Genomic DNA, 24,151 nt, shown 5'->3' with positions numbered 1-24,151 from the left:
CTTCTGTTGACGTTTTTGCCCTCATCCGCCCTGCCGGCCGCCTTCTCCCCGCAGGCGACCGCAGGCGGGGAGAAGGGAACTCGCGCCGCCGCCCTCGTCGGGGATTTACGCCGTCTTGCCGAGCCAGCTTGCGCAATCGCTTAGGGCTCGCGATGCCGTCGCCTGCTTCTTGGCGAGCGCCTTCTCCTTGCCGCGGAAGCGCTTGGCGCCGTCCGGTCTCGTAAGCGCGCCGGGCTCCAGCGGCGGGAACAGGCCGAAATTGACGTTCATCGGCTGGAACGACCGCTTGCCCGGCTCGTCATCGGAGACGATATGGCCGCCGGTGATATGGTTGAGCAGGGCGCCGAATGCCGTGGTGACGGGCGGCGGGGAGGGCGTTTCGCCCTTGCGCTCGGCCGCTGCGAAGCGGCCGGCCAGGAGCCCGATGCTGGCGCTTTCGACATAGCCCTCGCAGCCGGTGATCTGGCCGGCGAAGCGCAGGCCCGGCCGCGACTTGAGCGTCAGCGATTGATCGAGCAGGGTGGGCGAGTTGATGTAGGTATTGCGGTGCAGCCCGCCGAGCCTTGCGAACTCGGCTTTCTCGAGGCCCGGGATCATCCGGAAGATTTCTGCCTGCGCCCCATATTTCAGCTTCGTCTGGAAACCGACCATGTTGTAGAGCGTGCCGAGCGCATTGTCCTGGCGCAGTTGTACGACCGCATAGGGCTTGACCGCAGGGTTATGGGCATTGGTGAGCCCCATCGGCTTCATCGGCCCATGCCGCAAGGTCTCACGCCCGCGTTCCGCCATGACCTCGATCGGCAGGCAGCCGTCGAAATAGGGCGTGCCTTCCCATTCCTTGAAGCCCGTCTTGTCGCCGGCGATAAGCGCGTCGACGAAGGCGTTGTACTCTTCTTCCGTCAGCGGGCAATTGATATAGTCCTTGCCGGTGCCGCCGGGGCCGACCTTGTCGTAGCGCGACTGGTGCCAGCAGATATCCATGTCGATCGTGTCGGCGTAGACGATCGGCGCGATCGCATCGAAGAAGGCGAGCGCATCGGCACCGGTCTCCCGCCGGATCGCTTCGGCGAGATCGGGGGCCGTCAGCGGGCCTGTCGCGATGATGGCGAGATCCCACTCCTTCGGCGGCAGGCCGCGCACTTCTTCGCGCAGGACGGTGATCAGCGGGTGGCTCTCGATTGCGGCACTGACGGCGTCGGAGAAACCGTCGCGGTCGACGGCAAGCGCGCCGCCCGCGGGTACCTGGTTGCGATCGGCGCAGTGCATGATCAGCGAGCCCGCAAGGCGCATTTCCGCATGGAGCACGCCGACGGCGTTGCTCGTCGCGTCGTCCGAGCGGAAGGAGTTGGAGCACACGAGTTCGGCGAGGCCGTCGGTCTTGTGGGCATCCGTGCCCCGTACGCCGCGCATCTCATGCAGGATGACCGGCACGCCCGCTTCGGCGATCTGCCAGGCGGCTTCGGAACCGGCCAGGCCGCCGCCGATGACATGGATGGGCGAATAGGAGGAAGAAGTCTTCGTGTTCATGCGCGGCTTCCTACCACAGCCGTCCCGCGCTTCCAAGAAACGAAAACGGCGCCCGAGGGCGCCGTCTTAGGAGGTCTGCGATGCTCGTTCCGATTAGCGGAAGGAGCGGGCCGCGATGTTGCGGATATCGTAGCGGGTGATGCCGATATCGCTCAGGGTGTGGTTCGACAGGCTGCCGAGCTCGGCAACGGTGCGGCGGTAGTTGATCCAGCTTTTTGCAATGCGAATCGGGTTCATGGTCTTTTCCTCGAGATCAATGTGTCGCGACGGTGTTTTGTCTGCGTCGTTGAGGTTCTTATACGCTTGTCTAATTGGAGGATGGAGTGCAAAGAAAATGCATCTGCTATGCATTTGTGCACTGCATCGCCGGTTTCCTGAGCAGCGAAGCGCCCACGCTCGAAAATGCACCATGCATCGACATAGGATCGGATGCGCCGGGCTGCGGTCAACGCATTGTGCCGACGGGCCTTTTCCAACACCTGGCGAGATGCGGCCATCGCCCCGGGCGGGTGCTCATCGGGAGCGTAGGGCCATCGGCAGAAAACCACGCTGGAGCCATTTCGCACGTGCGAAACGTTGCCGTGTCTCCGGCACTTATTCTGTTACGTGAGCAAAGAAAAACGCCCGCCGGCCGAGCCGGAGGGCGTTTTCGGGAAACTGTCGTTTTGGCGAAGCGTGACGCTTACTTGATCGCCTGGCGAGCAACGTAGGGAATGTCGCCGCGGCCGATGCCGAGGTCGCTCAGTTCGCGGTCGCTCATGCGGCCGAGTTCGCTGCAGGTCTGACGATACTTGCGCCAGTTGTTGAAAGAACGTGCGAGGTTCATGATCCTATGCCTTTCCTAGGTTCGTTTGCCAGCGCTCTGTCTCTCTTGCTGGCCGTCATCTTATGGTCTGGAATATAATCGATCTGACGGCCCGTTACAGAGACAATGCTGCATCGCACCCATGCATGGCCTGCAAGCCTTTTTGCTCCCTTTAACCTGCCCTTGAGCAGCCGCGCCGGTGCCGCCCGGCACCGGCCGCCATGAGCGTCATAATCGAGCGAGAGACAGGTGGACCTTGCAAAAGACGACGCCCGCCGGGGGAGGAGGTCCGGCGGGCGTCGCTTGTTCTGATTGGCAACTAGGAGGAGGAGTGTCGCCAATCCGGATCGGGAGCGCTGGGAGGAGGAGTGCGCTGCCCGACCGATGATCGATAGATAGGGTGGACGACCGGATTTGCCTAGGGCTGCCGTTGAATGACAACTATGCCTTTCTTGCATGGCTCGTTGATGCGGCGCCAAAAGGCACCTGATACCGTGCAGAAGGCGAAATCATGCGTGCGGCGCAAGACGTTGTCGGGAAAAGAATAACGCCCGCCGGGGGAGGAGGTCCGGCGGGCGTCACAAGAGCGATTGGCAACCGGGAGGAGGAGTGCTGCCAATCCTATCGAAGCGGCGATGGGAGGAGGAGTTCCGCTGCTTCGAATTCCGTCGAGCTGCATGCTCGGGTCGCGGGCTTCCGCTTCACTTGTGACTGCGGTCGCCTTCGATGTCTTGAATATACTGGCGGCAACTTTGTTTGTGCAGTGCAATATCGACATGGAAGATATGCGGATCGTGCAATTCCCCGCAGTATTTCAGGGGTGGCGCATGCGCTGGGAGCGAGTTGCGGTCCGCGCCGGGACGATCATCATTATCTTGCCGGTATCGGATCTTACGGTCCCGATATGGGCGGCAATGGTGCCGCTGCAGTGTGCATTTTCCCTTTGATCCGGCGAAAACGGATGATATAGAGACGCCGCGCTCGGGAAGCCCTGTACCCTTCGCACGTCCAGAATATCCGCGGCATTCCGCTGATTTGGTCTTGCAGGAATGCGATTGGGCGGTGCGATCGTCTGAACGCGGGTATGGTGAAATTGGTAGACACGCCAGATTTAGGTTCTGGTGCCGCAAGGCGTGGGAGTTCAAGTCTCTCTACCCGCACCAGGACGATATCGCGGCCATGCGTCGATATTCGACGGCGAGAAGGGCAGGCGGGGTGCCATTTTGCTTGCAAAGCGGTTGGAATTGCGTAAAGCCACTCCCGGCAAATGGATCGGCTCACGTGCTCGCCAAGCCTCACCAGGGGAAGAGCACTGTCAACGTGAAATGAAGGTTTGAACATGCAGGTTATCGAAACGCTCGCTCAAGGGCTGAAGCGGGAACTCAAGGTCGTCATTCCGGCCACCGAAATGGAAGCTCGGATGAACGAGCGTCTGGCCGAGGTGAAGGATCGGGTTCGCATCAACGGCTTCCGTCCCGGCAAGGTGCCGGTCGCGCATCTGAAAAAGGTTTACGGCAAGTCGATCATGGCCGATCTCGTCAACGAGATTGTTCGCGAGAAGCCGACCGAGATCCTGACGAGCCGCGGCGAGAAGTCGGCCACCCAGCCGGAAATCGCGATGACCGAGGACGAGTCGGAAGCCGACAAGATCCTGAAAGCCGAAGCCGACTTCGAATTCACCGTTGCCTACGAGATCATCCCGGCGATCGAACTCAAGGACGTGAGCGGCATCAAGGTGACGCGCGAAGTCGTTGACATCGGCGACGAGGAAGTCAACGAGCAGATCCTGCGCATCGCTGAGAGCGCCCGCACCTACGAATCGAAGAAGGGCAAGGCCGAGAACGGCGATCGCGTCACGATCGACTATCTCGGCAAGGTCGACGGCGTCGCCTTCGACGGCGGCAAGGATGAAGACGCCGAGCTCGTGCTTGGCTCCAACCGCTTCATTCCGGGCTTCGAGGAGCAGCTCGTCGGCGTGAAGGCGGGCGATGAGAAGACCATCACGGTGACGTTCCCGGCCGACTATCCGGCTGCCAACCTCGCCGGCAAGGAAGCGACCTTCGACATCACCGTGAAGGATGTCGCTGCCGCCGCCGCGATCGAGATCAACGACGAACTGGCAACGAAGCTCGGCCTCGAATCCGTGGACAAGCTGAAGGAGATCGTCCGCGGCCAGATCGAGAGCCAGTACGGCTCGGTCACACGCCAGAAGGTCAAGCGCCAGCTGCTCGACCAGCTCGACGAGCTCTACAAGTTCGAGACCCCCGAGCGCCTCGTCGACGCCGAGTTCAACAACATCTGGCGCCAGATCAACACCGACCTCGAGCAGGCCGGCAAGACGTTCGCCGACGAAGAGACGACGGAAGAGGAAGCCCGCGCCGAGTATCGCAAGCTCGCCGAGCGCCGCGTCCGCCTCGGCCTCGTCCTCTCCGAAATCGGCGAGAAGGCCGGCGTCCAGGTGAGCGATGAGGAAATGCAGCGTTCGCTGTTCGAGCAGCTCCGCCAGTTCCCGGGCCAGGAAAAGCAGATCTTCGACTATTTCAAGAACACCCCCGGCGCTGCCGCTTCGCTGCGCGCCCCGCTGTTCGAAGAGAAGGTCGTCGATCACCTGCTCACCGAGGTCGCCGTCACGGACAAGACGGTCTCCAAGGACGAACTGATGGCTGAGGACGAAACCGACGAGAAGCCGGTCAAGAAGGCTGCCGCCAAGAAGAAGGCCGCTGCCAAGGCGGAAGCCGCCGAAGGCGAAGAGGCTGCCGCGCCGAAGAAGAAGGCTCCCGCCAAGAAGAAGGCGGCGGACGACAGCGCCGAGTAATCGGCTTCGACCGAACGATGCAAAGGCCGCCTCCGGGCGGCCTTTTTGTTGGGCGGCTTGTTCGTTGTGGCGCTGCCCCTCTCCCCGCTTGCGGGCGTCATACGGGGAGAAAGAATTTTTGCGCCGGCGGCGCCGCGAGTCCGCTTCGCCCCGTCTGCGGGGAGAAGGTGGCCGGCAGGCCGGATCAGGGGGCGGACCCCGGAGAAGAGCCTGGTGCGCTCAGTCCGCCTTGATCTCACCCATACGGTTCCAGGCGTCGAGCCCGGCGATCTTGTAAGCCTCGGCAAGCGTCGGGTAGTTGAAGGTGTTCTCGACGAAATATTCGACGGTCCCCTTCAGGTTGAGCACCGCCTGGCCGATATGCACGAGTTCGGTCGCGCCTTCGCCGATGATATGCACGCCGAGGAGCCGCCTCGTCCTCAACGAAAAGATCATCTTCAACAGGCCCGAGTCGAGCCCCATGATGTGCCCGCGCGATGTCTCGCGGAACCGGGCGATGCCGCATTCGTAAGGAATGCCGCGTTCCTTGACCTCTTCTTCGGAAAGCCCGCAGGTGGAGATTTCCGGCACCGCATAAATGCCGTAGGGGAAATATTTCTGCGGCTCCTTGGCGATCGCACCGACGGCGACGCGGGCAGCGACACGTCCCTGTTCCATCGATGTTGAAGCCAGGCTCGGGAAGCCGACGACGTCGCCGGCGGCATAGATGTTCGCCACCGCGGTCTGGAACGTCTCGGGATTGACCCGAAGTCGTCCCCTGCTGTCCGCCTCAAGCCCTGCGGCGGGGAGATTGAGCGCGTCCGTCGCCCCCATGCGGCCCGCGGCATAGAGGACCATCTCGGTGGTGATCTTGCGGCCGTTGTCGAGCGTAAGCACGACCTTACCGTCGTCGAGCCGCTCCACCTTTTCCGCCTTCTGGCCGAGATTGAGCTTCATGCTGCGGTCGCGCAGCTGATAGCTGAAATCCTCGACGATCTCCCGATCGATGAAATCGAGCATCGTCGTCTTGGGATCGATGACCGTGACCTGGGTGTCCAGCGCGCTGAAGATGGTGGCATATTCGATCCCGATGACGCCGGCGCCGATCACCACCATCGAGCGCGGCAGTTGCCGGATCTCGAGCAGTTCGTCGCTGTCGACGATGGTCTTGCCGTCAAAGGGGATGTAGTCCGGGCGAAAGGGTTTCGTTCCGACCGCGAGCAGGATGTTTTCGCCGGAGACGAGCATGCTGTCGCCGTCATCCTTGGCGACCTCGAGCGTGGTCGGAGCGACGAAGCTCGCGCGGCCGCGGACGTGCTGCACGCGGTTTCGTGCAAATTGATGCTCCAGCACCTCGACTTCGTGGTTGAGCGTGATGATCAGGCGCTGGCGCAGGTCGTCGGCGCTGATCTCCTGCTTCACGCGATAGGAGCGGCCGTAGAAGCCGCGCTCGCGCCAGCCGGTAAGATTGAGCGCGGTTTCGCGCAGCGTCTTGGACGGAATGGTTCCGGTGTGGACGGAGACACCCCCGACGCGCTTTCCCTGCTCGATGACGAGCACCTTCTTGCCGAGTTTTGCGGCCTGGATGGCGCCCCTGCGCCCGGCGGGACCGCTGCCGACGACGATGAGATCGAATTGGTTCATGAACTTCCCCTGACACCGCGAGGACCGTTGGTGAAGGCGGCAGACTTCGCGCAGCACATCTATACCTTCAACCGCACTATTTCATGAAGTGCAATGCCGCAATGATCTGTCCTGGATGCGTCCAGGGGCAAATGCGGCTATGTTGATTCTCGGACAATAGCCGCTGCTAGTTCAGCGACAAAGTGGAGGATGCCTGCCGATGGCGCTGGAGCGGATGAAGGACGGCAAATCGGCTGCACCGCATTTAATGGACGCCGGCGAGCAGGCAGCGCCGCGCAGCCGCCGCGGGGTCGTGGCGGCCGCCGTCTATCAGAACGGGCGGCGCCTGCGCGATATCGAAGTGGAAGAAGCGGGGGAATGGCGAAACCAGGAGAACGTCGTCATCTGGATCGGCCTGCATGAGCCGGACGAGCAGCTCCTGCGGCAGGTGCAAAGGGAGTTCGATCTGCACGATCTGGCGATCGAGGATGCCGGCAAGGCACACCAGCGTCCGAAGCTCGAAATCTACGGTGACGCCATCTTTGTCGTCGCGAGAACCGCCCACATGGTCGGAGACGAGATCGCCTTCGGCGAAACCCATCTCTTCGTCGGGCGCGGCTATGTCGTCTCCGTTCGCCACGGTGCGTCGACCTCCTACATGGCGGTAAGACAGCGATGCGAATCGTCGCCGGCCGCCCTGGCGCACGGCGAGAACTACATTCTCTATTCCATCCTCGATTTCATCGTCGACAACTATATGCCGGTGCTCGAAGCGATCCATGGCGAGGTCGAGGAACTGGAAGACCGGCTGCTGCGCTCGCGGCTCGACAAGACGGACATCGAGCGCCTCTACATGATGCGCCGCAATCTGCTGCGCCTGCGCAATGCGGTCGTTCCGCTGGTCGACGTGTGCCGACGGCACGAGCATCTCGAACTGCCGGGCATGGACGCGGCAATGCAGCCTTTGTTCCGCGATGTCACCGACCATGTGCGGCGGGTCCAGGAGGACCTCGATGCGCTGCGCGAGGTGCTCGCCTTCACTTTCGAGGCGAGCCTGATGATCGGACAGTCGGAGCAGACGGAAATATCGCGCAAGCTCGCCTCCTGGGCCGCAATTCTCGCGGTTCCGACGGCAATCGCCGGCATTTACGGCATGAACTTCGACGAGATGCCGGAGTTGAAGTTCCGTTATGGCTATTTCGTCGTCCTGGCCGTGATCTTCGCCCTGTGCGCGACCCTTTATAGGCTCTTCCGCCGGGCGCGGTGGCTGTGATCGCATGCGGTAGCAGGCCGCGCCGTCAGAACAGCCGCAAGCCCTTCATGCTGACATGCCCGTCCTTGCCGATGATCACGTGGTCGTGGACCGTGATGCCGAGCGGCTTGGCCGCGTCGGCGATCAGCTTGGTCATTTCTATGTCCGCGCGCGAAGGGGTCGGATCGCCCGAGGGATGGTTGTGCACCAAAATCAAGGCGGTAGCGGAAAGCTCCAGCGCCCGCTTGACCACCTCGCGAGGATAGACCGGGGTGTGGTCGATCGTGCCCTGCTGCTGCACCTCGTCGGCGATCAGCGCGTTGCGCTTGTCGAGGAACAGGATGCGGAACTGCTCCTTCGTCTCGTGCGCCATCGCCGCGTGGCAATAGTCGATGACGGCGCTCCAGGACGACAGCACCTGCTTGTTGCGCAACTCGCTCTTCAGCATCCGTTGCGTTGCGGTGGCGATCAGCTTGAGATCGAGCGCCACGCTCTCGCCGACGCCCTTCACCTCGTTGAGCAGGTTGAGCGGCGCGCCGAAAACGCCGGCAAGCGTCCCGAAGCGGTCGATGAGCGCCTTGGCGATCGGCTTGGTATCGCGACGGGGGATCAGGCGAAACAGGATGAGTTCGAGAATCTCGTAGTCGGCAAGCGCCTGCTCGCCGTGCTCGCGGTAGCGAGCCCTGAGCCGGTCGCGGTGACCATGGTAATGCGCCTCGGCGGCACCGTCGGGCGACGGTACCGTTCCAACGCTCCGCCGTTTCTGCGGCGCGAAGAACTGCCGCTCGTCCGCGGGCTCGTCCGGATCGGCTGCGGCGGAAATCGGCGGCTTCGTCACGCGTTGCCCAGTGCGGCAATGCCAGGCTTGAAGAGGCCGGCCGGTGACAGCGTGAAGATCTCGCAACCGTCCGCAGTCACGCCGACGGTGTGCTCATATTGCGCCGAGAGCGACCGGTCCCGCGTGACGGCGGTCCAGCCATCGGAGAGCACCTTCACATGCGGCCGGCCGAGATTGATCATCGGCTCGATCGTGAAGATCATGCCTTCCTTCATCTCCGGCCCCTCGTTGCTGTTGCCGTAGTGAAGGATGTTGGGCGCATCATGGAACAGTCGGCCGACGCCGTGGCCGCAGAAGTCGCGCACGACCGAGCAGCGCTCGGATTCGGCATAGGCCTGGATCGCGGCGCCGATCGCGCCGGTTCGGGCGCCGGGGCGAACGGCGGCGATGCCGCGCATCAGGCATTCATGCGTCACCTCGAGCAGGCGTTCGGCGGCGCGCTTGATCTCGCCGACCGGGTACATGCGGCTCGAATCGCCGTGCCAGCCGTCGACGACATAGGTGACGTCGATGTTGACGATGTCCCCATCGCGCAGCGGCTTGTCGTTGGGGATGCCGTGGCAGACGACGTGATTGATCGAGGTGCAGGAAGACTTGGTATAGCCGCGATAGTTGAGCGTCGCGGGCAGCGCGCCATGGTCCATGCCGAATTCGAAGACGAAGCGGTCGATCTCTTCCGTCGTCACGCCGGGCTGTACGCGCGCCACGAGTTCGTCCAGGCAGCGTGCGGTCACCTGGCAGGCCTTGCGCATGCCTTCAAATCCATCCGGTCCGTAAAGACGAATGACGCCGGTGTTCTTGTAGGGGGCAGCGCCGGCCTCGATGTAAGTTACCATTCCAAGACTTTCGTTGTTTCAGGCGCTTTTCATAAAACAGCGGCAACCGGTTCGTCCACTGTCATCGACCCCACGGGCACGATTTCTGAGGGCGAGACCGCGCATTTGACCGCATAGGCCTCGACCCCGCGTGCGATCGCCCGCTTGAACTCACGAGCATAGACCGGATCGAGGTCCCGGCATATCCGGAAGAGGTCGCAATCGTCCCGTTGAACGAGGTAGAGCATAACGGCGCGATGGCCTGCTTCCACCATGTCGCCCAGTTCCTCGAGATGCTTCGCGCCGCGGGCGGTCGGGCTGTCCGGGAATTCCGCCAGCCCCCGTTCACGGCTGAAGTGGACGTTCTTGACCTCGACATAGGCAAACCCCTTCTCAGGATCGGCGAGCAGGATATCGATCCGCGAGTTGCGCCCGTATCTCTGCTCCCGCTTGATGAGGGCATAGCTATCGAGGTCGCTGACCTGCCCGGCGAGGATCGCCTCTTCGGCGAGCCGGTTCGGCAGCCCCGTATTGATGCCGACAAGCGTCCCGTCCGCTTCGACGATCTCCAGCATGTGGCGATATTTGCGCGTCGGACTGTCATGTTCCGACATCCAGATCGCCGAGCCCGGCGTTGTCAGCCCGCGCATCGAGCCGGTGTTCGGGCATGAGCCGGTGAGCGGCGTGCCGTCGGCGAGAACGGCGTCGAAGAGGAAGCGCTTGTAGCGCTGCACGAGCGTCGCGGGAACGAGCGGACGGGAGAAATGCACCTGCCGTTTCCGTTGGTTCAGGCGCGGACCCGGACATAGGAGCCGGGCGCGTCCTCCAGCGTGTTGAGCGTACCGCCGGGCTTGCGGGCCGGAACACGGCGCTTGTCCAGCTTTTCGACCCAGCTGTGCCAATGCGGCCACCACGACCCCGGCGTCTCCGTCGCCTTGCTCGCCCAGGTCTCGAAATCGCCCTTGGCCGGGCCTCCGGTCCAGAACTGGTATTTGCCCTTGGCGGGCGGGTTGACGACGCCGGCTATGTGGCCCGAGCCGGACAGCACGAAGGTGACCTTGCCGCCGAAGCTGCTGCTGCCGAGGAAGACCGACTTCGCCGGGGCGATGTGGTCCTCCTTCGTCGCCAGATTGTAGATGGGAATCTTGACGTCTCTGAGCGAAATGCGTCGACCGGCAAGCACCATCTCGCCCCTCGAGAGCTTGTTCTCCAGATAGCAGTTGCGCAGATAGAAGGAATGGTTCGCCGCCGGCATCCGGGTCGAATCCGAATTCCAGTAGAGCAGGTCGAAGGGCAGGGGGTCCTGGCCCTTGAGATAGTTGTTGACGAAATAGGGCCAGATCAGCTCGGACGCCCTCAACATGTTGAATGCGGCCGCCATCTTCGACCCTTCGAGGTAACCCGTCGCGCTCATATTGGCTTCGACATGGCGGATCTGGTCGTCGTCGACGAAGACCTTGAGGTCGCCGGCATGGGTGAAATCAACCTGCGTCGTAAAGAGCGTCGCGGAGCGGATGCGGTCGTCGCCTTCGGCGGCATGGAGCGCCAGGGTGGCGGCAAGCAGCGTCCCGCCGACGCAATAGCCGATGGCATTGACCTCGCGCTCGCCGGTCGCCCGCTCGATCGTGTCCAGCGCGAAGCCGATCCCTTCGCGTGCATAGGCCTCCCAGTCCTTGCCGGCATGGCGCTCGTCCGGATTGACCCAGGAGACGACGAAGACGGTGTGGCCCTGGTCGACCGCCCATTTGATGAAGGATTTCTCCGGATTGAGATCGAGCACGTAGTACTTGTTGATCCAGGGCGGGCATATGAGCAGCGGCCGCTTGAGCACGGTCTCGGTGCTCGCCTCGTATTGTATGACCTGGCAGATGTCGCTTTGCGCGATCACCTTGCCGGGAGTGACGGCGATGTTCTCGCCGATCGCGAATTTGCTCGTATCCGTCTGCCGCAGCCGGAGGTCGCCGCGGCCGGCGGCGATGTCTTCGGCCAGCATCTGCATGCCTTTGACGAGATTGGCGCCGCTTGAGGCCACCGTTTCCCGGTAGAGCTGCGGATTGGTGGCGATGAAATTGCTGGGGGAAAGCGCACTCGCTATCTGGCGCACATAGAATGCCGCCTTGTGGCGGGTGTGCTCGTCGAGCCCCTCCGCGCCCTCGACCATGCGCTCCGCCCAGTCGGACGTCACGAAATAGGCCTGGCGGACGAAATCGAAGAAGGGATTTTTCACCCAGTCCTCATCCGCGAAGCGCTTGTCGTTGCGTTTGACGCTCGTCGGTTCCTCGACGGTGTCGCCGGCCATGCGGTGGACCGTTCGCGACCAGATGTCGAAGAAGCCGCCCATGAGGTTTGTCTGCGCCTCGAGTGTGCGGCGCGGATCGGACAGCCAGTATTCGGAGACCTTCGAGAGCGTCTTGACCATGTCGGAGACAGGCTGGGCGAAACTGTCGGCTTTCTCGCCCGTCTCGCGTGGCGCCAGCCATGCGGATGCCGCCCTTCCCATTTGCTCGACCGCACGAGCCATGTTGATGGCCAGGCTTTCGGGATCCTTGACGACGTAAGGTTCGACCGATTTCGGGTCGAATCCGGAAAAACCGCCCTTGCCGCTGGTGTCCTCGGCCTTTTCTGCTGTCACCCGGCGTCCTCCACAGCATCTTGTTTGTTTTGCATTTTTACATTCTGCCCGAAAATGATTACAAGGGCTAGCGCATCGTCGCGCCGCAGAAACAGGGGTCATCGCCAGCATGCTTGCCGTCGCAAAACAGCGTTCGCTTTCCCGGCTTTCCGGACTGATTCTCGTGACCGCGATTGCCGGATGCAGTTCCACGGCCGACCTCGCCACCTATCCTTCCGTCTACGGGCAGAAGCCCGCCGCCATGCCGCAGATGACCGACGAAGAGGCTCTGAACATGCAGGGGCGGCTGACGGCGCTTTCGGCCCAACGCGCTTCGGGTGCGATCTCCGAAGCGGAGTATCAGCGGCGGCTGAAGGCGCTGCAGTTGCTTGCTGCGCAGCACGGGCCCGACACGCTGAAGGAGATCGAGAATTAGCGCTTGCCTTTCTCATGATTTGGCAGCAAAGCGTTCAATGGCCATAATGATGGCCATTCACCCGCGCATATCGAGAATACCGAACGGACTCGCAAAAGCGCGTGCCAAATGAGGTCTGAGATGGAAGAGTTTCACAAAGTCCGGCGCCTGCCGCCCTATGTTTTCGAACAGGTCAACCGTTTGAAAGCAAGCGCGCGAGCCGCCGGGGCTGACATCATCGACCTCGGCATGGGCAATCCGGACCTTCCCACTCCGCAGTCGATCGTCGACAAGCTCTGCGAGGTCGTGCAGGACCCACGCACCCATCGGTATTCGTCGTCAAAGGGCATTCCGGGGCTGCGCCGCGCCCAGGCCGCCTATTACGCGCGCCGCTTCGGCGTCAAGCTCAACCCCGAGACGCAGGTCGTCGCGACGCTGGGCTCGAAGGAAGGCTTCGCCAACATGGCGCAGGCGATCACCGCTCCGGGCGATGTGGTCCTTTGTCCGAATCCCACCTATCCGATTCACGCTTTCGGCTTCCTGATGGCCGGCGGCGTCATCCGCTCGATCTCCGTGGAGCCGGACGAATCGTTCTTCCCGCCATTGGAACGCGCCGTGCGGCATTCGATCCCGAAGCCGCTGGCGCTGATCCTCAATTATCCGTCGAACCCGACGGCGCAGGTCGCAACGCTCGACTTCTACAAGGACGTCATCGCCTTCGCGAAGAAGCACGACATCATCGTGCTGTCCGATCTCGCCTATTCGGAGATCTACTTCGATGATGCGCCGCCGCCCTCCGTGCTCGAAGTGCCGGGCGCGATCGATGTGACGGTCGAATTCACGTCGATGTCGAAGACCTTCTCGATGCCGGGCTGGCGCATGGGCTTCGCCGTCGGCAACGAGCGGCTGATCGCCGCCCTGACGCGGGTGAAGTCCTATCTCGACTACGGCGCGTTCACGCCGATCCAGGTGGCGGCGACGCAGGCGCTCAACGGCGACGGCAGCGACATCGCCGAGGTGCGCGCGGTTTACAAGCGCCGCCGCGACGTGATGGTCGAAAGCTTCGGCAAGGCGGGCTTCGAGGTGCCTCCGCCGCCGGCGACCATGTTCGCCTGGGCGAAAATCCCCGAGAAGTTCCGTCATCTCGGCTCGCTGGAGTTCTCGAAGCTCCTCGTCGAGAAGGCGGATGTGGCGGTCGCACCCGGCATCGGCTTCGGCGAGCAGGGCGACGACTACGTCCGCCTGGCCCTCGTCGAGAACGAACACCGGATCCGCCAGGCGGCGCGTAACATCAAGCGCTTCCTGTCCACGGCGGACGAGACGCTGCATAACGTCGTTTCGCTCAACGCGCACCGCTAACCACGTCAAAATAGCCCTGCCGGATGCGGCGGGGCGCCCTCTACATGTAGGAACTTGCTATGGCAGATGCCCTCAAAATCGGCATTGCGGGCTTGGGGACGGTCGGTGCCTCGCTCGCGCGGATTCTCCAGCAACGTCACGAGACGCTGGCGACCACATGCGGAAGGGCGATCGAGATTAGGGCGGTCGCGGCAAGAAACCGCGCGAAGGATCGCGGCGTGGATCTGGCGAACATCGCCTGGTTCGAGGACGCGGTATCGCTGGCGTCTGATGCAGACATCGATGTCTTTGTCGAACTCATGGGTGGCGCCGGAGATCCGGCCTATTCATCGGTCAAGGCGGCTTTGCAGCGCGGCATCCACGTGGTGACCGCCAACAAGGCGCTGCTCGCGGCGCATGGGATCGAACTGGCGGAGATTGCCGAGAAGCATGGCGCGCTGCTCAACTACGAAGCGGCGGTCGCCGGCGGCATTCCGGTCATCAAGGTGCTTCGCGAATCGATGACGGGCAACACGATCTCGCGCGTCTACGGGATCATGAACGGCACCTGCAACTACATCCTGACCAAGATGGAGAAGGAGGGCCTGTCCTTCGAGGAGTGTCTCAAGGAAGCACAGCGCCTGGGTTATGCCGAGGCGGACCCGGCCTTCGACATCGAGGGCAACGACACCGCGCACAAGCTCTCGATCCTGACGAGCCTGGCCTTCGGTACGGCGATCGCCGCGGAGGACATCTATCTCGAAGGCATCACCAACATCTCGATCGAGGACATCCATGCGGCGGCCGACCTCGGTTATCGCATCAAGCTGCTCGGCGTCGCGCAGCGCACCGAGAGCGGCATCGAGCAGCGTGTCCACCCGACCATGGTGCCGCACGACACCGTCATCGCCCAGGTGGACGGTGTGACGAACGCAGTCGCGATCGAGTCGGATATTCTGGGCGAGCTCCTGATGGTCGGCCCTGGCGCGGGCGGCGACGCCACCGCGTCGGCGGTGCTCGGCGACATTGCCGACATCGCCAAGAGCCGTCCGGGCGCCCAGCACGTGCCGGCATTCGGTCGCCCTGCGAAGGCGCTGCTCCCTTACAAGCGCGCCCGCATGCAGAGCCACGAGGGCGGCTATTTCATCCGCCTGAAGGTCGTCGACCGCACAGGCGTGTTTGCCAACATCGCTCGCCATATGGCCGAAAACGACATCTCGCTCGAATCGATCATGCAGCATTCCAAGCAGTATGCGGATTCTGCCGAACCGAAGACGATCATCCTCGTCACCCATGCGACGCACGAGGCCTCGGTGCGCAAGGCCATCGTCTCGATCAAGGGCGAGGGTTATCTCGTGGGTGAACCGCAGGTGATCCGCATCGAGCGGCCGAAGGCCTGGTAACCGGCTTCATACGTCAAAACTGTTGAGAAACGGCCTCGGCGCGCATCTTGCGGGCCGGAGCGTAGGGTCGGCCGGTTTTTCCGCCCGGAAATCTTCGTTAAGAACGAAGGGATTTCGGGCGGGTGATCGACATGGATGTATTGGCGGATCCGATAGAGCGGGCATTTCTCGGCGTCGAGCGCTCGGTCAGCGGCCAGCGTTGGGTTTCGCGGCTGGACCAGGCGGGGCAGAACCGCGCGCTGGCGATCAGCCAGGTCCACGGCTATTCGGAGCTCATCGCCCGCGTGCTCGCCGGTCGGGGCGTGGGGCTGGACGATGCGGCCGCCTTTCTCGATCCGACGCTTCGCGGGCTGATGCCCGATCCCGATACGCTGACCGATTGCCGCAAGGCGGCGGAGCGGCTGGCGGATGCGATCCGCCGCGGCGAAAGGGTTGCGATATTCGGCGACTACGACGTCGATGGCGCGGCCTCCTCCGCGCTGATGGTGCGGTTCCTCGGCCATTTCGGCATCAAGGCCGATATCTACATTCCCGATCGCATCTTCGAGGGCTACGGCCCGAACCCGCAGGCGATCGACCAACTGATCGACAACGGTGCCGAACTGATCGTCACGGTCGACTGCGGTTCGACCAGCCATGAATCGCTCGCAGTTGCGGCGGCCCGCGGCGTCGACGTCGTCGTCATCGATCACCACCAGGTCGGCTCGGCGCTCCCCTCCTGTCACGCGCTCGTCAATCCCAATCGCGAGGACGACCTGTCAGGGCAGGGGCACCTCTGCGCGGCCGGCGTCGTCTATCTCGTGCTGGTCAACACCTTGCGCGTGCTCCGCCTCAAGGGCGATGCGCGCGTGAGCGCGTTCGATCTTCTGTCGCTGCTCGATCTCGTCGCGCTCGCGACCGTTTGCGATGTCGTGCCGCTCAGGGGCTTGAACCGCGCCTATGTCGTCAAGGGGCTGATCGCGGCGAGGCATATGGGTAATCCGGGTCTCGCGGCGCTGCTGCGCAAGGCCGCCATCGGAGGGCCCGTGACGCCCTACCATCTAGCCTTCCTGATCGGCCCGCGCATCAATGCCGGCGGGCGCATCGGCGATGCGGCGCTCGGCAGCCGGCTGTTGACGCTCGATGACGCCGCGGCCGCGGAAAACATCGCCGGTCAGCTCGACGAGCTCAACCGCGAACGCCAGGCGATGGAGGCGGCGATGCTTGCCGAAGCGGAAGCCGAGGTGCTGGCGGAATACGGAACGGGCGAGGGCGCCGCGGTGATCGTCACGGCGCGGGAGAACTGGCACCCCGGCATCGTCGGCCTCATCGCCGCGCGCATCAAGGAGAAGTTCCGCCGCCCGGCTTTCGCGATCGCCTTCGACGCGAATGGCCGCGGGACCGGTTCGGGCCGATCGATCAACGGTTTCGACATGGGCCGTCTCGTCCGCGCGGCCGTCGAGCATGGTCTCCTCGTCAAGGGAGGCGGTCACGCCATGGCTGCCGGGCTGACGGTCGAACGGGCCAGGCTCGGCAAGCTCCGCCAGTTCTTCGAGGAGCGTGCGGAAGGGATCGTGCGCGAGCTGGTGGCGGTCCAGAGCCTAAGGGTCGACGGCGCACTCGCCGCCGCCGGCGCCACATTGGAGCTTGTCGATCTGCTCGATCAGGCCGGCCCCTACGGCTCCGGTCATCCGCAACCGGTCTTCGCCTTCCCGCAGCACCGCTTGCGCGACAGCCGCTTGGTCGGCGCCAACCATGTCAAGGTGACGCTCGAGGGCCAGGACGGCAGCCGCATCGACGGCATCGCCTTCCGCGCGACGGAAACACCCCTCGGCGACTTCCTGCTCGGCAGCCGCGGCGCGACCGTCCATGTCGCCGGCTCCGTGTCGGCCGATCTCTGGCAGGGAACGCGGCGCGTGCAACTGCGCGTGACCGACGCGGCAAGGGCAAATTGAGGCATGTCGCCCAAGAAAGCATGTCGCCCAAGAAACATGCGGCGGTCTTCGGATGCGCAACAGGATCTGCGCGCGGGAGAAACTAGCGCCGCTGGATCAGCGGCTTCCGCGACTTCCCTAAAGGATTCGATGAGAAAAAATGGCACGCCCAACGGGACTCGAACCCGTGTTTCCGCCGTGAAAGGGCGGCGTCCTAGACCGCTAGACGATGGGCGCCGAGGAACGAGGTGGCTTATAGAGGCCACTTTGGATTCCCGCAAGTGACCAGCGCCACCAAGTTCGATTTTTCTTCCGCTTACCTGACGAAAGATGCGCCTGCGGTTGTCTCTCGTTCCTCGGGTCCGCGCTTGGCGCGACAAGCCCGGCGTGGTCGTCAGACCAATAGCCCGACTTTCATCGCGTTAACGGCCGTTCCCGCAGGCCGCCACTCGAAATGACGCCCTTGCTGACGAGCCACCCCTCGAAGGTGCCCGGACATCCCGCGCTGGTCCACATCCTGCGATACGAGAACCCGGGACCATGGAGACCGCGCCCGATGGCGCCGAAGCCCTCCTCGTTCAGGCTGTCGCTTTCAGCGGCCATCTGGACGCTTCCAATATACTTCTTCTTTGCCCTTCTGAATTTCACGGCTTGCCTCCTACGCACTACAACCGCGAGCTTGCAGGGTCTCACAACGCCGGTTGTAGTCAAGGCTTAGACGGGCCGCTCAAAGTGGGTAGCGCGCGCCGAGGGCTTCGGGTCTCAATAGTAGTAGCAGCGCCAGCGATTGCACCAATAACTGGGGTAGCGGGGCGCGGTTGCAGCTGCTGCAGCCGCCAACCCCACGACGGCCACACCGGCCAGTACTGCCGCCGCCGCTTGGTTGTTGGCAGCGGTCTGCCGTTCGCGCTCGCCGTAGGTGTAGAACATGCATCTCCGGTGGTCGTCAGATCCCGGCTTGTAGCCGAACATCTCGCATTTCTGTGCATCCACGCCCTGTTCCATCGCGGTGTACGTTGTCCCCGACTGGCATCCGAACAGGATGACGGCGGACGCGGCAATGATCAGTCCCCGCTTCAACTCCCCATACGCTTTCAACATAAACGCCCCCTCACGCGTACTCTCAACAGCCAAATTGAAACACTCAGGGGCAATTTCGGCAAATCATCATTTCTGACTAACACTTTGAAGAATTTCGGATTTCCCAGGGAGGCAACAAAAAGGCCGGGCTGAACCCGACCATTCGTATTATCTCATGCCGTCGCCCGAACATCCGCGGTCAGCGCCACAGGGACATCCCGACTTCCCCAGCCAACAAGGGGAATTCCGCTGCGGAAGTGGCGGGTGTTTCTGTTCGCCAGCGTTCGCAGGCGGATATCCGGCAGATTCGACGTGTCGTGAGAACCGCGCTCAAGCGATGGTACGCCCAACGGGACTCGAACCCGTGTTACCGCCGTGAGAGGGCGGCGTCCTGACCGCTAGACGATGGGCGCCTGCTTCGGAAGCAGCGGCACCATACTACGAAAAAGAATGAATAGGGAAGAGCAAGAATGACACACTCAACAGGCGAGCCGCGTTCATTGGAATCATTGAGGAATTTCGAGGTGCCGCGGCGGCAGGCGGCGAGGGGCTATGCGTTTGACGCCTCCGGGCCGCCGGCTTGTGCGTGAAGGTTGCGGATGAAGGCAAGCAGCGACTGCTCCGGATCCGGTCCTTCGCCACCGATCACCGTCACCCCCCATTTGCTCAGAACCGCCACCTGAACGGGATTGGGCCGATGCATGAAGACGTAGGAGGGCGGGCGTTCGCCTTCGTATCCGGATCGTTGCCAGGTGCTCCAGACCCGGTGCAGCAGCAGCCGGATGTTAAGGTCCGACATGCTGTAGCCAATGAACAATACCGTGGCGCCGAGAGCGTCGCTGCGAAACCGCACATCCAGCGGAGAGTCGAATGACAGCCGGTTGTAATAGTCCGTCTCCGTCAGCACCAGCGTGTCGTCATGGTCGAAGTCGCCGTGATACTTGATGATCTGGGTCGTCCCCGCCGGCGCGGAGGCAAGATCCTTAGCCTGGCTGATCTTCGCATAGGCCTTGCCATAGACCTCGTAGGCGATTTCCAGATTGCTGTCGTAGTTCGTGGTGTAGATCACCGGAAAATCCAGGCCGACGATCAGCCGGTGGAGGTCGGACCGTCCGATGCGCTCGCGGGAGACGCGCCAGTTCTGCCGCATCCATTCGCATAGTTGGTCCAGGCTTCCATGTTCCAGGCGATAGCATTCGGCGATCGTCTGGTAGGTGACATCCGCGTTGTCCAGGACGGAAGCGTCGAGGCGCAGGCCTTTCAGCATGTGACCGGTCAGCTTCTTCCAGGAAGGCAGGCCGACGCTCATCGAAACGCCCGCGCCGACGAACAGCACCGCATGCCGGCTCTTCAGCGCCGAAGCGATCTCCTCGATGTGTTCTTTCATGTTCGCTCCTGTGGAGCGCTCAACACCGTGCGCGGCAAGATGTTCCACATGGGCGGCCGCCGAAGCACGAAGGCTGCGGCGACCGGCCGCCGGAGCGGTTTCCCGCGGGAGCTCAGCTTCCGAGCCTGAGAAGATCGTCGATTTCGCTTCGCAGCGGCATCGCGGGCGCGGTTCCGGGGCGCGTCACCGCAATCGCCGCCGTCGCGCAGCCGAAGCGTACCGCAGCGGCAGGTTCCTGCCCTTGCGAAAGAGCGGCCGCGAAGCCTCCGAGGAAAGCATCGCCCGCGCCGGTGGTGTCGACCACCTTGCCCGCGGAAAACGCCGGGATGAGCTCGCTCCGTCCGGGCGCATGGTAAAGGGCTCCGCGCGCGCCGAGCGTGATGATGGCGCAGCCCGTCCCCTTCTGGAGGAGAATGTCGCCCGCGGCGCGGGCCTGCTCATCGGTCTCGACGGGGTGGCCGACGATGTGAGCGACTTCCACCTCGTTGGGCACGACGTAGTCGCAAAGCGCATAGATTTCGTCCGGAACCGTTTGTGCCGGGGCCGGATTGAAGACCGTTGTCACGCCGGCGCGTCTTGCGATGCCAAGCGCATGCGTGGCCGCGTCAAGCGGTTGCTCGAGCTGGGTCATGAAGATCGCAGCATTCTCGATCTCGGCCCGGTTTGCATCCACATCCTCGATGCCGATCAACCCTGCGGCGCCTGGCGCGACGATGATGGCGTTGTCGCCATTGTCCTCATTGACGAAGATGAAGGCGGCGCCGGTCGACACGCCGTCCATTCTCATCACGTTCGCCTTGACTCCGGCAGATGCATAGGCCGAAAGCGCCATTTCTCCGAACGGATCGTTGCCGATGCGCGAAATGAAGGTGACCTTGCCGCCAGCCTTCGCCGCGGCGATCGCCTGGTTGGAGCCCTTGCCTCCCGGTCCGAGCTTGAAATCCGAGCCGAGCAAGGTTTCGGCGATATGGGGCATTCGCTTGGCCGTGTAAGCGGTGTCCGCAGCAAATATCCCGAGGATGACAATTCCGCTGCCCCCGCTCATCGCGCCATCTCCTCGGCCGCAACGACGTCCGCAGTGAGCAGAACGAGCACGGGTCCGCGGCCCCCCGAAGGAAGCGCCTGAAGAATGTCGTCGTTGAGCTCGGTCCTGATGCCCTCAAGCATGGTTCACCCCTTGTTGGCGGCCAGATCGTCGGCCCGCTTCCTGTGTTGCCCGGTGATGTCACCCGGTTTCATCGCTATCGCCGGCCCGGTGGAGCCGCGTACGACCAGCGAACCGTCGATCATTTCGTCGCTTGCCGCGAAGGGCTGGTCGAACAGTACCTCCACCGCCCGCATGGCCAACTTCTCGACCGGCTGGCGCACGGTCGTCAGGCGAGGAACGACGAGCTTGGCAAGCGCAATATCGTCGAAGCCGGCGATCGACAGCCTGCGCGGAACATCGATCTTGAGATCGCGCGCTGCGCGAAGCGCGCCGATTGCCTGCTGGTCGCTTGCTGCTGCGATCGCCGTCGGCCGCTCGGCGGGCGGCAGCGACAGGAGTTCGCGGGCTATCCTTTCCCCGGAATCGTAGTCGAACTTGCCCTGATGGATCGTCACCTCTGCCGGGCCGGCAGTCTCGCCGAGCTCGGCGAGCCTTTTGACGAACGCTTCGCGCCGCACGCATGCGGCTTCGGTGTCGGGCGGCCCGGCAATATACGAAATGCGGCGGTGGCCGAGTCCGTAAAGATGATCGGCCATCAATGCCGCCGCCTGGGCATGGTTCGTCGAAACGACGGAGAACTCACCCAAACGGCGGTCAAGCGAGATGATCGGGACGGGCAGGTCCGAAGGCAGGTCCGAACTGCCGCTCGAAGCCGCGACGATGATGCCGCAGACCGACCGGTCGAGAAAAGCCAGGATATGGTGGCGTTCGGCTTCCGGATCGTTATGAGAGCTCGCCAGCATGACCGTGTGGCTTCTCTCCATCGCCGCAGTTTCGACGCTCGCGGCCATCTGCGCGAAGAACGGATTGGTGATGTCGGGGACGATCAGCCCGATCACTTCGGTCTTGCTGGTCCGCAACGCTCTCGCCGTGACGTTCGGCCGGTAGCCGAGCGCGGCGATCGCCTCGTTCACCCTCTCGCGCAGCGAGGGTTTCACCGATGCCTCGCCGGAAAGCACGCGTGAGACGGTGCCCACCGAGACCCCCGCCTGTTCCGCGACATCCTTGACCGTCGGCATCCTGCGCATGAGCGAGCTCCGCCGGACCTACTTCACGGCCCCGGCGGTCATGCCGGCAATGATGTGCTTTTCGAGCAGGACGCCCACGAAGACCAGGGGAAGGATGCCGGCCGTCGAGAGTGCCGCCATCGACCACCAGTTGATGCCCTGGCTTCCCGTCTGGCTGGCGATCATGACGGGCAGGGTGTTGGTGTTCGTCGACGTCAGCAGGGCCGCGAAGAAATATTCGTTCCAGCACAGGATCAAGGCCAGAATGAATGCGGCGACCATGCCCGGAAGAACGAGGGGCAGGATGATGCGCAGGAACGCACCCCATATCGACAGGCCGTCGACAAGGGCTGCTTCCTCGAGTTCCACCGGAACGGTCGCGAATTGATCGCGCATGATCCAGACGACGATCGGCAATACCATGAGCGTATAGACGGCGATCATGCCGACATAGGTGTCCAGAAGTGCAAGCTCCTTGTAGAGAACGAGAAACGGCAGTGCGAGCACGACGGGCGGCATGATGAGTTGCGACAGGAAGAAGAATGAAATGTCGGCATTGCGCATGTACCCGAACTTGTAGGAGAAGCGGCTGAGGCCGTAGGCCGCGAGCGATCCGAGGACGACCGCCAGGGCAGACGCGGCTACCGAGAGGATCACGCTGTTCCAGAGCCTGCGCATGAACTCCTCGCGCACGGTCGACACATTGAAGATGGTGTCGGGAGAAAGTCCGAGCGAGCGCCAGCCGAGCCAGTTGGGAGTGAAGTCAAGCCACGGCACCAGATTGCCCTTCATCACGTCCGCGGCCGATTTGAACGAGGTGGAGACCGTCCAGAAAAGCGGAAATATGCAGACGATCGCCCAGGCGGCGAGAAGGCCGTAGACGACGAGGCGCATCGCCCACCAGCGCAGGCGTTGACGGCGCGCGTATTTGTCGAAATCGATCGAAACCATCACAGCCTTCCTGTCATGCGCCGTACGATGCGGTCCGAAACCTTCAGAAGCATTGTCATGCCGAAGACGATGATCACCAGATAGACGAGCGCGAGCAGGGTGCCGTATCCGACGTTCGAACGGTCGCGGTATTCACGATAGATGAAGCTGGTCACGGAGTCGGTGGCCCCGCCGGGACCCCCGGCGGTGACCGTGATGATGATGTCCGCGAGCTTCAGCTTGAAGATGATCCGGATCATCACCGCCGTTACCGAGACGGGCAGCATCAGCGGAAAGATGACCTGCCAGAAACGCTGCCACTTCGTCGCGCCGTCGACTTCGGCGGCCTCCAGCACTTCCCTGGACAAGGCCTGCAGCCCGGCGAGCAGCATGATCATCATGAACGGAATGAAGGTCCAGGCATCCATGATCATGATGGAAAGCCTGGCGGTCAGAGGGTCGCCGAAGAAGGAGGGGGTGTCCCAGCCGAGCCACCGGGCAAGCCTGGCGATCGGTCCGAAGCGGGTCTCGAGCATCGACTTGCCGACCATCCAGCTGACGGCCACGGGCGACAGCATCAGCGGAACGAGGAATGTGACGCGCCAGAACTTCCGGGCGGCGATGTCCTGGCTGAGCAGCAGCGCGAGGCCGAAGGCGATCGCGTATTCAACCGCGATCGCCAACGAATAGAGCACCATGTTGACAAGGGCATTGGCATAGAAGGGATCGCTCAGCATGTGGCGCAGATTGTCGAGCCCGTTGAACTGCCGACCGGTCAACGACGCGAGGTTCCAGTCGGAAAAGCCGACCCAGAGGGCGAACAACAGCGGGAAAACGACCATTGCCACCACGAAAAGCGCTGCGGGAAGAATGAATAGCGCCTTCTTCCCGGCTTCACCGTAGATGACGACGCGTGTGACGCAGAGTACCACCGCCCATAGAATGTAAGCATAAAGGACGGGGCGCCAGTTCGCGAAGCCGAACGCGGTCCATCCCGATTCATGGGCAGCCTGCAGCACGAAGGAGGCGACGAGCCAGGCGGCGCTCAGCCAGAGTGCTGCGCGACCCCAGAAATAGCGGCTTGCAGAAATGGCCTGCGCCTCAACCGTGTGCAGCAAGTCACGTTCGACCGTCGTCATGATATTCCCCGCGGACAGGACCTGACGCTGGCGGGACGATCTCCGCCCCGCCAGCGTGCTTGTTCGG

The 24,151-nt window shown here is 63.0% G+C and carries 22 protein-coding genes and 3 tRNA genes; 7 read left to right on the top strand and 18 right to left on the bottom strand.

All coding sequences use genetic code 11. The features are described 5' to 3' along the window. Positions 1–105: 105 nt before the first annotated feature. The 3 genes from trmFO to ATB98_RS12805 form a co-directional block, all read right to left on the bottom strand. Entirely contained in the window at positions 106–1,527 is a 1,422-nt protein-coding gene (gene trmFO / locus ATB98_RS12815) for a methylenetetrahydrofolate--tRNA-(uracil(54)-C(5))-methyltransferase (FADH(2)-oxidizing) TrmFO (protein ID WP_066874148.1), read from the bottom strand. Between the two features lie 93 nt (positions 1,528–1,620). After that, positions 1,621–1,764 carry a DUF1127 domain-containing protein gene (locus tag ATB98_RS12810; RefSeq protein WP_066874146.1) on the bottom strand — a complete coding sequence of 48 codons (144 nt, stop codon included), beginning with the start codon at positions 1,762–1,764 and terminating at the stop codon, positions 1,621–1,623. 445 nt (positions 1,765–2,209) lie between these two features. Then, positions 2,210–2,353 carry a DUF1127 domain-containing protein gene (locus ATB98_RS12805; RefSeq protein ID WP_066874144.1) on the bottom strand — a complete coding sequence of 48 codons (144 nt, stop codon included), beginning with the start codon at positions 2,351–2,353 and terminating at the stop codon, positions 2,210–2,212. 1,057 nt (positions 2,354–3,410) lie between these two features. On the opposite strand from ATB98_RS12805, the gene ATB98_RS12795 reads away from it, so the two are divergent. Together ATB98_RS12795 and tig are read left to right on the top strand one after the other, a co-directional pair. Further along, positions 3,411–3,495: transfer RNA gene (locus tag ATB98_RS12795), tRNA-Leu, on the top strand. 176 nt (positions 3,496–3,671) lie between these two features. Then, the gene (gene tig / locus ATB98_RS12790) at positions 3,672–5,147 is read left to right on the top strand and encodes a trigger factor (protein WP_066874141.1); all 1,476 of its coding nucleotides are present in this window, start codon (positions 3,672–3,674) and stop codon (positions 5,145–5,147) included. A gap of 219 nt (positions 5,148–5,366) precedes the next feature. Here the strand turns inward: tig and sthA are convergent, their stop codons facing one another. Beyond that, complete coding sequence (gene sthA / locus ATB98_RS12785; protein WP_066874139.1) at positions 5,367–6,770, bottom strand: Si-specific NAD(P)(+) transhydrogenase; 1,404 nt, start codon at positions 6,768–6,770, stop codon at positions 5,367–5,369. A 205-nt stretch (positions 6,771–6,975) separates the two neighbouring features. Between sthA and ATB98_RS12780 the strand changes: the two genes are divergently transcribed. Further along, positions 6,976–8,022, top strand: coding sequence for a magnesium and cobalt transport protein CorA (locus tag ATB98_RS12780; RefSeq protein WP_066874393.1), 1,047 nt, complete (start codon positions 6,976–6,978; stop codon positions 8,020–8,022). Between the two features lie 25 nt (positions 8,023–8,047). On the opposite strand, the gene radC is transcribed toward ATB98_RS12780, so the two are convergent. The 4 genes from radC to phaC are packed head-to-tail and all read right to left on the bottom strand — an operon-like array spanning position 8,048 to position 12,286. Then, entirely contained in the window at positions 8,048–8,839 is a 792-nt protein-coding gene (gene radC, locus ATB98_RS12775; protein ID WP_066874137.1) for a RadC family protein, read from the bottom strand. After that, a complete protein-coding gene (gene map, locus ATB98_RS12770; RefSeq protein ID WP_066874135.1) occupies positions 8,836–9,675 on the bottom strand; it encodes a type I methionyl aminopeptidase in 840 nt (279 codons plus the stop codon). The genes radC and map overlap by 4 nt, the downstream gene beginning before the upstream one ends. Positions 9,676–9,704: 29 nt before the next feature. After that, the gene (gene sfsA, locus ATB98_RS12765; RefSeq protein ID WP_066874133.1) at positions 9,705–10,424 is read right to left on the bottom strand and encodes a DNA/RNA nuclease SfsA; all 720 of its coding nucleotides are present in this window, start codon (positions 10,422–10,424) and stop codon (positions 9,705–9,707) included. A 17-nt stretch (positions 10,425–10,441) separates the two neighbouring features. After that, the gene (gene phaC, locus ATB98_RS12760) at positions 10,442–12,286 is read right to left on the bottom strand and encodes a poly(3-hydroxyalkanoate) polymerase subunit PhaC (protein WP_066874130.1); all 1,845 of its coding nucleotides are present in this window, start codon (positions 12,284–12,286) and stop codon (positions 10,442–10,444) included. 109 nt (positions 12,287–12,395) lie between these two features. Here phaC and ATB98_RS12755 point away from each other — a divergent pair, with 109 nt between their 5' ends. The 4 genes from ATB98_RS12755 to recJ all read left to right on the top strand — a co-directional run bounded on the left by ATB98_RS12755 (position 12,396) and on the right by recJ (position 17,355). Then, positions 12,396–12,701 (top strand): SHOCT domain-containing protein, encoded by a 306-nt coding sequence (locus ATB98_RS12755; RefSeq protein WP_066874128.1) that lies wholly within the window; start codon positions 12,396–12,398, stop codon positions 12,699–12,701. A gap of 120 nt (positions 12,702–12,821) precedes the next feature. After that, positions 12,822–14,039: an LL-diaminopimelate aminotransferase gene (locus ATB98_RS12750; protein ID WP_066874126.1), complete on the top strand. Its 1,218-nt coding sequence runs from the start codon at positions 12,822–12,824 to the stop codon at positions 14,037–14,039. A gap of 59 nt (positions 14,040–14,098) precedes the next feature. Beyond that, positions 14,099–15,421, top strand: coding sequence for a homoserine dehydrogenase (locus tag ATB98_RS12745; RefSeq protein WP_066874124.1), 1,323 nt, complete (start codon positions 14,099–14,101; stop codon positions 15,419–15,421). A gap of 131 nt (positions 15,422–15,552) precedes the next feature. Further along, positions 15,553–17,355 (top strand): single-stranded-DNA-specific exonuclease RecJ, encoded by a 1,803-nt coding sequence (gene recJ, locus ATB98_RS12740; RefSeq protein WP_066874391.1) that lies wholly within the window; start codon positions 15,553–15,555, stop codon positions 17,353–17,355. A 140-nt stretch (positions 17,356–17,495) separates the two neighbouring features. Here the strand turns inward: recJ and ATB98_RS12735 are convergent. The 10 genes from ATB98_RS12735 to ATB98_RS12695 form a co-directional block, all read right to left on the bottom strand. After that, a tRNA-Glu gene (locus ATB98_RS12735) sits at positions 17,496–17,571 on the bottom strand. 177 nt (positions 17,572–17,748) lie between these two features. Beyond that, positions 17,749–17,982 (bottom strand): hypothetical protein, encoded by a 234-nt coding sequence (locus tag ATB98_RS12730; RefSeq protein ID WP_066874122.1) that lies wholly within the window; start codon positions 17,980–17,982, stop codon positions 17,749–17,751. A 114-nt stretch (positions 17,983–18,096) separates the two neighbouring features. Further along, the gene (locus tag ATB98_RS12725; RefSeq protein ID WP_084435454.1) at positions 18,097–18,435 is read right to left on the bottom strand and encodes a hypothetical protein; all 339 of its coding nucleotides are present in this window, start codon (positions 18,433–18,435) and stop codon (positions 18,097–18,099) included. Positions 18,436–18,752: 317 nt separating this feature from the next. After that, positions 18,753–18,827, bottom strand: a tRNA-Glu gene (locus ATB98_RS12720). A gap of 137 nt (positions 18,828–18,964) precedes the next feature. Then, positions 18,965–19,801, bottom strand: a complete 837-nt coding sequence (locus tag ATB98_RS12715) for an SIR2 family NAD-dependent protein deacylase (RefSeq protein ID WP_066874120.1) — start codon at positions 19,799–19,801, stop codon at positions 18,965–18,967. A gap of 112 nt (positions 19,802–19,913) precedes the next feature. Continuing rightward, entirely contained in the window at positions 19,914–20,846 is a 933-nt protein-coding gene (gene rbsK, locus ATB98_RS12710) for a ribokinase (RefSeq protein WP_066874118.1), read from the bottom strand. Beyond that, positions 20,843–20,968 carry a hypothetical protein gene (locus tag ATB98_RS30355; RefSeq protein WP_268801790.1) on the bottom strand — a complete coding sequence of 42 codons (126 nt, stop codon included), beginning with the start codon at positions 20,966–20,968 and terminating at the stop codon, positions 20,843–20,845. The genes rbsK and ATB98_RS30355 overlap by 4 nt, the downstream gene beginning before the upstream one ends. A gap of 3 nt (positions 20,969–20,971) precedes the next feature. Further along, positions 20,972–22,036 (bottom strand): LacI family DNA-binding transcriptional regulator, encoded by a 1,065-nt coding sequence (locus ATB98_RS12705; protein ID WP_066874116.1) that lies wholly within the window; start codon positions 22,034–22,036, stop codon positions 20,972–20,974. Between the two features lie 18 nt (positions 22,037–22,054). Beyond that, positions 22,055–22,966 (bottom strand): carbohydrate ABC transporter permease, encoded by a 912-nt coding sequence (locus ATB98_RS12700; RefSeq protein ID WP_066874114.1) that lies wholly within the window; start codon positions 22,964–22,966, stop codon positions 22,055–22,057. Beyond that, positions 22,966–24,084 (bottom strand): carbohydrate ABC transporter permease, encoded by a 1,119-nt coding sequence (locus ATB98_RS12695; protein ID WP_066874112.1) that lies wholly within the window; start codon positions 24,082–24,084, stop codon positions 22,966–22,968. Before ATB98_RS12695 ends, ATB98_RS12700 begins: the two co-directional genes overlap by 1 nt. Positions 24,085–24,151: the final 67 nt, after the last annotated feature.

This window comes from Sinorhizobium saheli, from assembly GCF_001651875.1.
Classification (GTDB): Bacteria; Pseudomonadota; Alphaproteobacteria; order Rhizobiales; family Rhizobiaceae; genus Sinorhizobium; species Sinorhizobium saheli.
The sequence above is the reverse complement of the archived record's forward strand: the minus strand, read 5'-3'. Positions and strand labels throughout refer to the sequence as shown.

Excerpts from the sequence above, each read along its gene's own strand:
- trmFO (WP_066874148.1), bottom strand. The coding sequence starts at position 1,527 with ATGAACACGAAGACTTCTTCCTCCTATTCGCCCATCCATGTCATCGGC.
- ATB98_RS12810 (WP_066874146.1), bottom strand. The coding sequence starts at position 1,764 with ATGAACCCGATTCGCATTGCAAAAAGCTGGATCAACTACCGCCGCACC.
- ATB98_RS12805 (WP_066874144.1), bottom strand. The coding sequence starts at position 2,353 with ATGAACCTCGCACGTTCTTTCAACAACTGGCGCAAGTATCGTCAGACC.
- tig (WP_066874141.1), top strand. The coding sequence starts at position 3,672 with ATGCAGGTTATCGAAACGCTCGCTCAAGGGCTGAAGCGGGAACTCAAG.
- sthA (WP_066874139.1), bottom strand. The coding sequence starts at position 6,770 with ATGAACCAATTCGATCTCATCGTCGTCGGCAGCGGTCCCGCCGGGCGC.
- map (WP_066874135.1), bottom strand. The coding sequence starts at position 9,675 with ATGGTAACTTACATCGAGGCCGGCGCTGCCCCCTACAAGAACACCGGC.
- ATB98_RS12755 (WP_066874128.1), top strand. The coding sequence starts at position 12,396 with ATGCTTGCCGTCGCAAAACAGCGTTCGCTTTCCCGGCTTTCCGGACTG.
- ATB98_RS12750 (WP_066874126.1), top strand. The coding sequence starts at position 12,822 with ATGGAAGAGTTTCACAAAGTCCGGCGCCTGCCGCCCTATGTTTTCGAA.
- ATB98_RS12745 (WP_066874124.1), top strand. The coding sequence starts at position 14,099 with ATGGCAGATGCCCTCAAAATCGGCATTGCGGGCTTGGGGACGGTCGGT.
- recJ (WP_066874391.1), top strand. The coding sequence starts at position 15,553 with ATGGATGTATTGGCGGATCCGATAGAGCGGGCATTTCTCGGCGTCGAG.
- ATB98_RS12725 (WP_084435454.1), bottom strand. The coding sequence starts at position 18,435 with ATGTTGAAAGCGTATGGGGAGTTGAAGCGGGGACTGATCATTGCCGCG.
- ATB98_RS12715 (WP_066874120.1), bottom strand. The coding sequence starts at position 19,801 with ATGAAAGAACACATCGAGGAGATCGCTTCGGCGCTGAAGAGCCGGCAT.
- rbsK (WP_066874118.1), bottom strand. The coding sequence starts at position 20,846 with ATGAGCGGGGGCAGCGGAATTGTCATCCTCGGGATATTTGCTGCGGAC.
- ATB98_RS30355 (WP_268801790.1), bottom strand. The coding sequence starts at position 20,968 with ATGCTTGAGGGCATCAGGACCGAGCTCAACGACGACATTCTTCAGGCG.
- ATB98_RS12705 (WP_066874116.1), bottom strand. The coding sequence starts at position 22,036 with ATGCGCAGGATGCCGACGGTCAAGGATGTCGCGGAACAGGCGGGGGTC.
- ATB98_RS12700 (WP_066874114.1), bottom strand. The coding sequence starts at position 22,966 with ATGGTTTCGATCGATTTCGACAAATACGCGCGCCGTCAACGCCTGCGC.
- ATB98_RS12695 (WP_066874112.1), bottom strand. The coding sequence starts at position 24,084 with ATGACGACGGTCGAACGTGACTTGCTGCACACGGTTGAGGCGCAGGCC.